At 37.7% G+C, this 12,126-nt stretch carries 11 protein-coding genes; all 11 read right to left on the bottom strand.

The window, feature by feature from the left end; genetic code table 11:
* Positions 1-17: 17 nt before the first annotated feature.
* The 11 genes from spoIIQ to JUJ52_RS21550 all read right to left on the bottom strand — a co-directional run bounded on the left by spoIIQ (position 18) and on the right by JUJ52_RS21550 (position 11,636).
* The gene (gene spoIIQ / locus JUJ52_RS21500; RefSeq protein ID WP_205389104.1) at positions 18-920 is read right to left on the bottom strand and encodes a stage II sporulation protein SpoIIQ; all 903 of its coding nucleotides are present in this window, start codon (positions 918-920) and stop codon (positions 18-20) included.
* 165 nt (positions 921-1,085) lie between these two features.
* Positions 1,086-2,300 carry a stage II sporulation protein D gene (gene spoIID / locus JUJ52_RS21505; RefSeq protein WP_051388413.1) on the bottom strand — a complete coding sequence of 405 codons (1,215 nt, stop codon included), beginning with the start codon at positions 2,298-2,300 and terminating at the stop codon, positions 1,086-1,088.
* A 190-nt stretch (positions 2,301-2,490) separates the two neighbouring features.
* On the bottom strand, positions 2,491-2,925 hold the full coding sequence (locus JUJ52_RS21510; RefSeq protein WP_026682419.1) for a GNAT family N-acetyltransferase: 435 nt from the start codon (positions 2,923-2,925) through the stop codon (positions 2,491-2,493).
* Between the two features lie 75 nt (positions 2,926-3,000).
* Positions 3,001-4,005: an ABC transporter ATP-binding protein gene (locus tag JUJ52_RS21515; RefSeq protein WP_026682418.1), complete on the bottom strand. Its 1,005-nt coding sequence runs from the start codon at positions 4,003-4,005 to the stop codon at positions 3,001-3,003.
* Positions 3,998-4,960 carry a C40 family peptidase gene (locus JUJ52_RS21520; protein WP_205389105.1) on the bottom strand — a complete coding sequence of 321 codons (963 nt, stop codon included), beginning with the start codon at positions 4,958-4,960 and terminating at the stop codon, positions 3,998-4,000. Before JUJ52_RS21520 ends, JUJ52_RS21515 begins: the two co-directional genes overlap by 8 nt.
* Positions 4,961-5,217: 257 nt before the next feature.
* Entirely contained in the window at positions 5,218-6,135 is a 918-nt protein-coding gene (locus tag JUJ52_RS21525) for a S66 peptidase family protein (RefSeq protein ID WP_026682416.1), read from the bottom strand.
* Positions 6,136-6,227: 92 nt separating this feature from the next.
* Positions 6,228-7,868: a peptide ABC transporter substrate-binding protein gene (locus tag JUJ52_RS21530; protein ID WP_166530110.1), complete on the bottom strand. Its 1,641-nt coding sequence runs from the start codon at positions 7,866-7,868 to the stop codon at positions 6,228-6,230.
* Between the two features lie 24 nt (positions 7,869-7,892).
* Entirely contained in the window at positions 7,893-8,897 is a 1,005-nt protein-coding gene (locus JUJ52_RS21535; protein WP_026682414.1) for an ABC transporter ATP-binding protein, read from the bottom strand.
* Positions 8,898-8,905: 8 nt separating this feature from the next.
* Positions 8,906-9,865 carry an ABC transporter permease gene (locus JUJ52_RS21540; RefSeq protein WP_026682413.1) on the bottom strand — a complete coding sequence of 320 codons (960 nt, stop codon included), beginning with the start codon at positions 9,863-9,865 and terminating at the stop codon, positions 8,906-8,908.
* Between the two features lies 1 nt (position 9,866).
* Positions 9,867-10,799: an ABC transporter permease gene (locus tag JUJ52_RS21545; RefSeq protein ID WP_026682412.1), complete on the bottom strand. Its 933-nt coding sequence runs from the start codon at positions 10,797-10,799 to the stop codon at positions 9,867-9,869.
* 12 nt (positions 10,800-10,811) lie between these two features.
* Positions 10,812-11,636 carry a M55 family metallopeptidase gene (locus tag JUJ52_RS21550; RefSeq protein ID WP_026682411.1) on the bottom strand — a complete coding sequence of 275 codons (825 nt, stop codon included), beginning with the start codon at positions 11,634-11,636 and terminating at the stop codon, positions 10,812-10,814.
* Between the last annotated feature and the right edge of the window lie 490 nt (positions 11,637-12,126).

Raw genomic sequence — 12,126 nt, forward strand, 5'->3', positions numbered from 1 at the left:
ATATGTTTACACTGTTCTTATGCACTTTCGGAAGTATCAGATGTAGCATCCGAGTCTTGCTCATTTTGCTTTTGCTCATCGTTTACATGAGATCCTGAGTCTTCCTCGTTATTCTCATCTTCCTTCGGCTGCTCTTCGGAAGTGTCATCTACCTGTTCATTTTCTTCCTGTTTACCTTCTTCATCTGCAGAATTCTCCGCATCCTCTGTAGACTCCGCTTCTTCAGAAGCTTCCTCTGTAATGCTATGAAGAGCACTAACTGGTTGATTAAAGAATGCTTCTGGATTAACTTTGTTGCCATCTTTTCTTAATTCAAAATAGACATGTGTTCCACTGTCCTTACCAAATACATTTTTACCTGCTGTACCAAGCTTATCACCCTGTTTTACTTCTGCACCTTTTTTCACACTTACTTCTTCAAGGCTAGCATAGTATGTCATTACCTCATTCTCATGTGAAAGTATGACAACATTACCAAGCAATGGGTCCTTTTTTACTTCTTGTATTGTCCCACTCAGTGCTGCAACTACATCAAATGTCTCACCATTTGCTGATGCAATATCTACACCATCACTTTGGTAGTATTTGTTGTTATACAGAATTAAAGCTTTCTCAAGTTCCTCTTGTTCTGCATCAGGATCATAAAATTTAGTTACGATTTCTGCTTCTTCTTGGTTTGTTACTGGCATTTGAATAACCTCTTGCTGATCCAAAACTGGTTCTGCTTCTTGATCATGAGATGGAATGTATTCACCATTCTCTTCCTGTGCGTCTGGAACTTGATTATCCATATTTTGATACCATACTACAACAGATAACAATACAGCGGCAATTGTTAAATAAACAGCTGGAAAAAACCACTTCTTGCGAAAAATTCGGCTCCACTTATTTTTTGAAGCACCTTTGTTTTCCTCTTTCATAAGATCATCACCTCAACAACCATTCTGATCAGAAAAAGGAATTTCTATACATTTTCAAAAAAATATTTTGAGAATTAATGCATTTTTTATAAAATAATGGGGAAATTAAATGAATTTATGAATTCATGACAACTGGAAAAATGATACATGCATAAAAACCCCCGCTTATTTTGCAACGAGGGTTGGAGCTATATTATCTACAGTACTTATTTGTACATTCTGATAATAATATTGCACAATATCTTTATATGATTTTCCGTCTTTAGCCATTCCATTTGCGCCATATTGACTCATGCCTATTCCATGGCCAAAGCCTTTCGTAGTAAAGATAAAATGATTGTTTTTTTGCTCTACCGTAAAATCACTTGATCGTAAATCTAGCTTCTCACGTATATCCCTTCCTGAGAATTTTTGTCCAGCAATTTCTATCTCCTCTACTCGTTTACTATCGGTTCGTGTTAATTGAATGGGTAACGGAGTTTTATTAGAAAAATCTAGCTCTAGTGCTTTTTCTAATTGATCAGAGGAGAATGTCTTTTGATCTAAATATTTTGGAGATTCTTTATCCCAAGGACTAGCAACACTCCTTAAATAGGGAAGTTCATTTTCCCAGTAATCCTCGGAATTCTCTGTATAACCATTACTCGTTGAAAAAAATGCGGGAGTAATTGGTGCATCTTTATACGTTAATATTTCTCCCTCTGTTTCGAGCACCGCTTTCTTTACTTTATTTATCTTCCAATTAAAGTCACTTCCCCATTGCTTTTGAAGCTGATACTCATCTTTGTATACTTGATGCTGCACCGTATCTGTAACATCTGATTTCTTTGACTCTTCCTCATTACCATGAAGTTTATAGTTTACTATATATGTTCTTGCAGCAAGAGCCTGTGCCTTCAGTGCCTCTTTCTCAAAATCTGCAGGCATCTCTGAGGCCACTACTCCAACAACATATTCTTCTAGTGGAATACCTTCTACTTTATCGGAAGCCGACCTCATTACCGATACTGAAAAGGGAGAGGAGCCTAATTCAACTTGTGCTGTAGTTTCATTCTCTGTAGGGGTAGCTCCTTCTTGCCGATCCCCCTTGGCAAATGGAACAACAATTAATGTTGGAACAACCAAAATGATTATTATTAAAGTAGACAATAGGAACATCACAGGAATTTTCCACTTTGATGGCTGCTTTGGTGGTTTTGTTAAAAAATACGGCTTTTTAGATTTAATCGGTAAGAGCTTGTTTTTAACAGGCTGCTTACTAGGAAGCTTTTTGTTTTTATACGAGGCTCGTTGCTTCTCTTTAATTTTCTTTAACAATGAAGAATTACGCTTCTTCCAATCTTTCAGCCCGCTCTTTTGTTGGTATTGGCTTTTTTTCATTACCTTCCCCCTTCCAAGTCATTTAATCTAGCATTCCTACTATTAAATCTATACACCGAATGAAAACAATAGAACCTAAAAATAAAAAACCTGAGACGCCCTCAAGTTTTCCAATAATTCTAATTATTGATAAATACCTTCTCCTTACCTATACATTAATATAACTAGGTAATTCCATTAGTTATGTTTCTCAGAATGACGATTTAAAGACATAGCTTACTTTTTCATAGTTCATTATGTTTTCATAAAATCGATGGGCAACATCCCTTTGAATACCTGATGATAAAGCAATTGTTTTGTATTTATTTTCTTTAGCCCATTGATGAACATACGTGAGTAATTTCTCCCCATATCCCATTGATCGTTTATCATCATCAACAACCAAATCACAAATCCAGACGAATTTTCCGTAATATAACGTGATCATTGGCTTGAATCCGATAACTCCAACTATCTTTCCTAGCTCAAGTAATGCCATCAATTTATAGTGATCATATTTCATGGCGTCTATAACTAAGCTTTTATATGTCTGCTCATCTAGATGTGTTCTTAATTGTTTCATTATGGGATATGCTTCCATAATTTCAGTAGTTGTATTTAGTTCCTTCACACTTATTGAATTCATTCTTCAACTCCTAATTCTATGACCTAAATAAAGTAGGGTCTTGCTGCCGTTTATATGTGGGATAAAACGATTCCATTAGTTTCTGATTAAGCTCTTAACAGGTTCTTTATTTTCCACTGTTTCATCATATAAGTGACATGCTACATAGTGATCTTGTGTTACTTCTTGCCAAGCTGGCTTGGTCTTGGAACAAATCTCCATTGCCATTGGGCAACGCGTTCGAAAAACACAACCAGATGGAGGATTAATCGGGCTCGGCAACTCACCTTTTAAAATGATCCGCTCTCTTGCTTCTTCAATATCCGGATCCGGAATGGGAATTGCTGAAAGCAGTGCTTTCGTGTAGGGGTGAAGTGGATCATCATACAATGTTGTACTTTCTGTGAGCTCTACTAAATGACCTAAATACATCACTCCAATTCGGTCAGAAATTTGCTTTACCATAGATAAATCATGAGCAATAAATAAGAAGGTTAATCCTTTTTGAATCTGCAACGCTTTTAATAAATTTACCACTTGCGCTTGTACAGATACATCCAATGCAGAAATCGGTTCATCGGCAATAATAAAATCTGGTTCCAGTGCTAATGCACGTGCAATTCCAATGCGCTGGCGCTGGCCACCACTAAATTCATGAGGATAACGATTTGCATGATCTCGATTAAGTCCCACCTCTTCCAAAAGTTGATAAACCCTGTTTAGTTGCTCCTTTTTATCTCTATATATGTTGTGTATTTCCATTGGTTCGGAAATTACTTCTTTAACAGTAGACCTGGGATTTAGTGAAGCGTAAGGATCCTGAAATATCATCTGCATACGACGGTAAAATTGAAATCTATCTTTCTCATTCAAGTCATGTACATTCCTACCATCATATAAAACATCTCCATCTGTCTTATCATATAGTCCAAGAATTGTACGACCAATCGTAGATTTCCCACAGCCTGACTCACCAACAAGACCGAATGTCTCTCCTCTTTTCACGTTAAATGTAACATCATTTACCGCTTGGAGAACTTGACCTTTTCCAACTGTAAAATGCTTCTTTAGGTGAAGTACTTCTAATATCTTGTCATCCATTATGATTCTCCTCAGTGTTGAGCCAATACCGCCTAGCAGTACATAACTCCTTCTCATATTTTGTGTCTTTAATCGCTATTATCTCAGTACCTTTGCCAGTTTGTGGAGAATGCAGCATTTTCCCATCTCCGTAATATATTCCAACATGGTGAATCGTACCGCTTCCTTCTTGATATGCAAAAAATAGTAAATCTCCTGGTTGTAGTTCGTCCACTCTAACTTCTATTCCATCATTAGCCTGATCTCCAGCATCTCTAGCAATTAAATAGCCATTGGCTTTGTGTGCAGCATATGCTAGACCAGAGCAATCATAGCCAAATGAACTCATACCGCCCCAGAAATAATTTAATCCTGTATAAGCTTCTACTGCTTTAACAATCGATTTTCCTGTCCCTTGTTCCAATCCATCAGATGTAGAAAAAATATGAACATCACTTAAATCTAGATAACCCTTTCCATGAGGCGTTTGCACTTGTACACGATCTTCATACACATCATGTACCGGTAAAGTGGTTAAATAGCTTAATTTAAAATCATGATTTTTGCCCTCATATGTTAGCCATGACTTATCCTTTATTACCATAGCTCTCTTTTTTTGATCCCATAGCGATCTGTCAACTTGTTTTAGTTGATGAATAGGAACCCAACCAGGATAACCCCTTTTATCTTTATAAGATGGTTGAGAAGGAATTACAACATGTGCCCATTCTCCTTTTATTTCTGTAACATAAACTTGTTCACCATACAATACTTGTGTCTGCACACGATTGTCCTCACATAAGGCAAGTTTATCCTCATAACTAAGCGTCTCTATCCATCTATCAATATCCGTCGGTGTACTTATTCCAAATGTATCAATCTCTCTACTAGAATCTGGCGAAGTCCAGACAGTTGCTACTTGAACAGATGCAACCCATTGGAACGCATCAATTTGATCAAACGTTTGTTTAGGCAAGCAAAGCGCCCCCTTTCTCTTATTTTGATAATTCCATTTGTACAAATAGATAATTCATTGCTACCAAACCTGTAAAGTCCCCATGTAATCTATTGTATTGAATGATAGGTTAGCCTTCCTATTGATTTCTTTTCTCTTATAAAAGCGTTAAAATTATTTTTTGTTACATTGGTTGGCTCTAAATGAGCTACGCTACAGCTGTATATCAGGTTTAGTTTCTAGCCTATTTCAAAACCAACATTCCATTTTCCTTTTCACTATTGTACACCAGGTTTGGCAATAAGCTTTTTATCATATGAGGAAAGACACGCTTCTACCCCTAATGGAATAGCGATATGAGGCATACAATGACCAATTTTAAATCCCGAAATAACTGGAATATCTAATTTTCTAAAATAATCGTCAAACACCTTATCTAGAGGCAGTGATGGTGTTACTTTTGGCTTGGCATCAGCAAAATCACCTAAAATAATGCCTGCTGCTGTTTCTAACTTTCCAGCAAGCTTCAATTGATTAAGCATGCTATCTATCCTATAGGGCTCTTCCCCTATATCCTCTAATAATAACAATCGATTCGTAGTATCAATCTCAAACGGTGTTCCCAGCGAGCTTACTAATAGTGAAAGATTCCCTCCTACCAATTCACCATTTGCATTCCCTTCAGCAATAACATGCAATGGGGATATTTCCTCTGTATACGTATAAGTAGTTGGCTGAAAAAGCTGTTCAAACATACGTGCAGACAGATAATCAAAATCGTCATTCCCGATATCGGAGGCAAGCATCGGACCATGAAATGTGATTAGTCCTGTACGCTGTCGTATTGCAGTATGTAAATAAGTTATATCACTATACCCCCAGAATATTTTTGGTTGCTTTTTGATACAAGCAAAATCAATGTATGGTGTTATACGTGCACAACCATACCCCCCTCTTGCGAAAACAATAGCTTTAATAGCAGGGTTCGTAATCATATCCTGTAAATCTTCAAGCCGTTCACTATCTGTTCCTGCTAAATAACCGTTGCGCTTATCTATATGTTTCCCCAACTGCACACAAAGTCCCATATTTAAAAAAAAGGATATAGCTTTTTGTAAACGAGTTCTATCAGGAGGCCCAGCCGGTGCAATCACACCAATCGTATCTCCTTTCTTCAACCTTGGAGGGTGAATCATGAGCAAACCTTCTTTCTGTTCATCATGTTCTCTGGGTAAAAAAGGAAAGGGCTCAAATACAATCTAATCTGTAATTGAGCCTTCCTCATGGCTTACTGCTTATCTGTATGTTTTAACTCAAGATAACCGACCGGATGGCGCAAAAGGTTGGAGACACCTTCTTGAACAACTTCTACTTGATTATAGTAGCGAATCGGAAATGCTGGCATTTCTTCTGCCAAAAGCTTCTCAGCTTTATACATATATTCCCAACGCTTTTCTTCGTCAGTTTCAGACTTAGCATTTTCAATTAATTCATCGTACTTTTCGCTAGACCAGCCAGTTCGATTCATATACGATCCTGTAATAAAGCTTTCTAAAAAATTTACTGGATCTGCATAATCAAATAAGAAGGAGCTACGAGATAGTTGGTGCTTTAATGCCTTTTGATCTTCTTGGAATACATTCCATTCTGTGTTTTCTAAATTCACTTCAACACCAAGGTTTTCACTAAACATACCTTGAAGTGACTCTGCTACTGCCTTATTTACGTCACTTGTGTTATAAGACAAGGTAACCTTTGGAAGCTCATCATATCCTTCTTCTTCCATACCTTCTTCAAGTAATTTCTTTGCCTCTTCTGGATCAAACGTTACCAATTCACCATTTACGTCACGGAAATCGTCTCCCGACGGATTTTGAAAGCCTGGCGATACAAATCCATATGCCGGTTTTACTTTATTTTTAACTACAAACTCAGCAATATTCTGACGGTTAACCGCCATCGCAAACGCTTTACGGATCTTTGCATTTTGGAAAGGCTCTTCGGTTACATTGAATCGATAAAAATCCAATCCACCTTGTTCTTCTATTTGGACATTATCTCCGTCAATAAGTTGATCAGACATCTCTGCTGGAATATCAGCTGAATCTAACTCACCACGCTCAAACATCTGGTATTCCGTATTCGTATCATTAACCATTGCCCAATGTACACCATCCAGCTTCACTGCCTCTGCATCCCAATATTCTTCGTTTTTCTTAAATACCATTTCGCTATCATGTTTCCATGACTCTAATTTAAATGGGCCATTTGCAACGAAAGATTCTGCTTCTGCATGCCATTCTGGATTTTCCTCCGCCACTTTGTGATTCACCGGAAAGAAAGCCGGGTTAGTAACAACATGCAGGAAATAACCCGTTGGATTTTCCAATTCTACTTCAAATGTCTTTTCATCAACAGCCGTTAATCCAAGATCATCAGCAGAACCTTCTCCGTTATTAAACGCCTCTCCACCTTTTATAAAGTATCCTAAAAAGGCTGCGGAAGAACCAGTTTCAGGATCTAGAAGCCTTTTCCAAGCATAAACAAAATCCTGTGCTACAACTGGATCACCATTAGACCAATTTGCATTCTCGCGTAAATAAAAGGTATATGTCTTTCCATCTTCCGATATATCCCATTTTTCAGCGATAGCTGCTTGAGGTGTATGATCCTCTCCTAATCGTGTTAATCCCTCTAATAAGTTATTTAAAGCATTCCAAGATACTGCATCAAACCCGATTGCTGGATCAAATGATGTTGGCTCTTCCCCATTATTCAGTTGCAATATTTTCTCTCCTGTTGCCTCTTCCGTACCCTCTCCTTCTCCATCACTCTCTGGTTCTTTTCCAGCATCCTCATTCGCTGTACAAGCTGATAGTACAAAAGTGATAATAATCGTAGCTACTAATAATAGCCATTTCTTTGTCATGCTAAAGTCCCCCTTCTCGTGATATTATTTTTCGGCTGATGTAGCCAATAGCTGTTTTGCCCGATCATCCTGCATCCAGCAGTCCACTTTATGAGAATCGCTTCGTTCAGTCGTCACGGGATAAACTTTATCGCACACCTCCATCGCTAAAGGACATCTTGCTGTAAATGGACATCCTTGTGGGGGTGAGAATAAATCAGGTGGTGTACCATCAATTGGAGTCAATTTCTCTCCCTGTAAATCTAATCGTGGGACCGAATGCAATAAGCCCTTTGTATATGGATGCTGTGTCTGATAAAAAATCTCACGTTTTGTACCAACCTCAATGATTTTTCCAGCATACATAACGGCTATACGATCAGCAATTTTAGCAACAACCCCTAAATCATGTGTAATAAGTATGATCGAAACTCCAGTTACTTCCTGAATTTCATTAAACAGTTCAAGAATTTGAGCCTGAATTGTTACATCTAAAGCAGTCGTTGGCTCATCTGCAATCAGTAATTCTGGTTTACAGATTAAAGCCATCGCAATAACAATTCGTTGTCGCATCCCACCACTAAATTGATGGGGATATTGCTTCAACCGCTCTGCTGGATTCGGAATACCCACTAAGTTCATCATTTCTATCGCTTTAGATTTAGCCTGATCTCCTGTTATTTGTTGATGCTGTTGTAATCCTTCCATTAATTGTGTGCCTATAGTGAGTGTAGGATTAAGCGCAGTCATTGGGTCTTGGAATATCATAGAGATATCTACCCCACGGATTGATCTCATCTCTTTTTCAGAAAGCGTTGTTAGTTCCTTATTTTTAAAAATAATGGACCCGTTTGAAATCTTTCCTGGTGGTTCAGGTATGAGTCGCATAATGGCATTAGAGGTTACACTTTTCCCACACCCAGATTCACCAACAATAGCCAGGGTTTCACCTTTATTTAAATAAAAATTAACTCCCCTTACTGCCTTAACAGTCCCACCGTAAGTTGAAAATGTTACATGAAGGTCTTTTACTTCTAGTATTTTGTCCATCTGTTCACCTACTTCCTAAGCTTCGGATCAAGTGCATCCTGAAGACCATCACCTAATACATTAAACGCAAACATCGTAAACGAAATGAAAAATGCAGGAAAAAACAATGTCCACCAGTTTCCAGATAGAATCGCACCTAATGAATCGTTAGCCATTACTCCCCAGCTGGCAAAGGGTGCTTGGATACCTAGCCCTAAAAAGCTTAAGAAAGCTTCTGCGAAAATTGCGCTAGGAACAGTCAGAGTCATTTGTACAATAATTGGGCCCATCGTATTGGGTAATAAATTTTTCCGAATAATTCGAGGTGTCTTCGCCCCAAATGATTTGGATGCGAGGACAAATTCAAAGTTCTTAATCTGTAATACTTGGCCCCGGACAATCCTTGCCATTCCAACCCATCCAGTAACGGTTAAGGCAATTATTATTGTGCTTAAGCTTGGGCCAAGTACAACCAATAGTAAAATAACAACTAATAAGTAAGGTAGACCGTACAATACCTCAATAATTCGCATCATAATGTTATCCGTTCGACCACCTTTATAACCAGCTATTCCACCATATAAAATGCCGATGGAGAAATCGATTAAGGCAGCCATTAATCCGACAAACAAGGAGATTCTTGCACCATACCACGTTCTGGTAAATACATCTCTACCTGCATTATCTGTCCCAAACCAGTGGTCTGCTGAAGGCGGTTGGTATTGATTTGGTAAATCTTGTTTATTCACATCATAAGGTGAAATCAAAGGGCCGAATATTGAAAAAATTACGAGTACAATTAAGAAAATTAAACCTGCCATAGCTAGTCTATTTTTAACTAGACGCTTCCATGCATCCTGCCAATAGGATAACGATGGTCGGGCAACAGCTTCTGCAGCTTGATTATCTTTTTCCTTCCAATTAAACCAATCATCTGGTATGTCTGTAGGAGAATAGAAATGTTTCGAGGGTTTGTCTTTTAATTTCATACTATTCTCCTCCCTTTTTATGTAACTTAATTCGCGGATCAAGAATACCGTACGCAAGGTCAACAAGGAAAAGCATGATAATTAAGAATGCACTATAAAATACGGTAGTCCCCATTATTACTGGATAATCTCGTTGATTAATGCTTTCAACAAAATATTTCCCCATGCCTGGAACTGCAAATATTTTTTCAATCACAAAGGTACCCGTTAATATTCCAGCAAGCAAAGTCCCCATAATGGTAACAACTGGCATTAACGCATTTTTTAATGCATGCTTGATAACGATTTTCCAAGGAGAAAGTCCTTTAGCCCGCGCCATTTTTATGTAGTCCTGTGTCAATACCTCTAGCATTGTAGATCTTGTCAAACGTGCTATGATAGCCATTGGACCAGTCGCTAACGCCGTTACTGGTAAGATCATATGTGCTGGACTTAGCCATCTTGCTACTGGGAATAGTTCATAGTTTACTGCTAGTTGTTGTATTAACAATGTTGCTAATACAAAATTCGGAATCGAAATACCCAGAACTGCAAATCCCATTGCCATGTAGTCGATTACTTTATTATGTTTGAGTGCTGCAAATATCCCTAGAGTGACTCCAGAAATAACAGCAACAATAATGGTAATAATCCCCAATTCAAATGAGATTGGAAAACCACGACCTAACATATCATTTACTGTCTGCGAAGGTTGCTTAATGGATGGACCAAAATCAAACGTTACAATTGATTTTAAGTATAGAAAATACTGTATAACATAAGGTTCATCTAAATTATAATGAGCCTCTAAGTTTGCCTGTACCGCTTCGTTTGTTCCTCTTTCACTATTAAAAGGGGAGCCAGGAATTGAAACCATTAGAATAAACGTTAATGTAACAATAATCCAAAGTGTTATCACCATGATAAGTAGCCTTTTTAGTATGTATCGTAGCATGCTTTTTCCTCCCTATGAAAATTTTGTGTTCATAGCGAGCTCCGTCATAACAAGCATCGCTTGATACGCTTCTAATATGTCTTTTGCCTGAAAAGATACAACGGTAGATTCAGGCAGTATTTGCGTTCCAGGCATTAAATTTGCCCATTCCGCCTGACCATAATTGTTAAATTCTATCTTTAATATTGGTTGTTTTGGAGGTATTAATGGCTTTACTTGATTTCGATTAGTAATGGCGTGTTTTACTTTCATTGTTAGAAGTTCACCAGCTTTTTTGGGTGTTAAACTTTTAACGGCAGACCTAGATATGGTTTCCTTTACTGTTGCAGTTGTAACATTGGGAATCAGCTCCTGTGCTTCTCTAACTGCCTGGTCATCCCCCGCTACAAAAATTATTGGGACTTGATAATAACCTGCTAAATAGGCATTTAATCCCATTTCCCCAATCGGATGATCATTAATATAAAAATTACGTACAGCATGGATCATTGCATGTGACATAACGCCAAACTGACCTGCTCGAGCATGATATCCGACAAACATTGCTCCATCATATGTATTATCTAATCCTTGCATCATGGAAAAAGGCTTTACATCACCTGTAATTAATTGAGCGTCTGGATGTAATTGGTCTATAAGTATATTATTCATTTTAGAATGACTATCATTTATTAAAATTTCTCTGCAACCTGTTTGAAATGCCGCTTCAATCACATAATTGGTTTCATCTGTCATGATTTTCCTAGCTCTATCATAGTTATGCTCATTAGAATCCACATAGGTATAATCAGGTAAACCTGTTATTCCTTCCATATCAACCGACACATATAATTTCATGATGAGTACTCCTTTTAGGTCTTTTTCAGTATTAGTAATTTTCTTTCAATTTTAACATACAGTTAATAAAATGAAAAGTCGAAATATAACGAATACAAAGAAGGTAAACGCTCTTAGGATCCTCTATTAGTAGTACTTCAACTATTGATTTAGGTTACGTTTCTTCGCCCATACATTCTTTTAAATAGTAGGCAAAAGATTAGCGTAAGGAAGTGCCAAGAATAGGAAAAGGCTTGGACAAAACACAACTTCTTTACTCAAAATACGAATAATCATGTTATATTTATAAAGTGGGAGCAGTACAAGTTATATACGGGGGAAATTAGACAATAAGAAAAACGGAGCAAAATTCGCTCAGTCCTTATCACTAAATGCTCAGATTTACGCTTCCTCTAGTAGCTATTATGGAATAATAGCTACTGCTTGCCTGACCACCACTCCGGCTGCCCACTTCCCTTTCCGTGGGGTTTGTCCTTCAGCTAACTTTTTT

This window comes from Virgibacillus sp. AGTR, assembly GCF_016919725.2.
GTDB lineage: Bacteria > Bacillota > Bacilli > Bacillales > Amphibacillaceae > Virgibacillus > Virgibacillus salarius.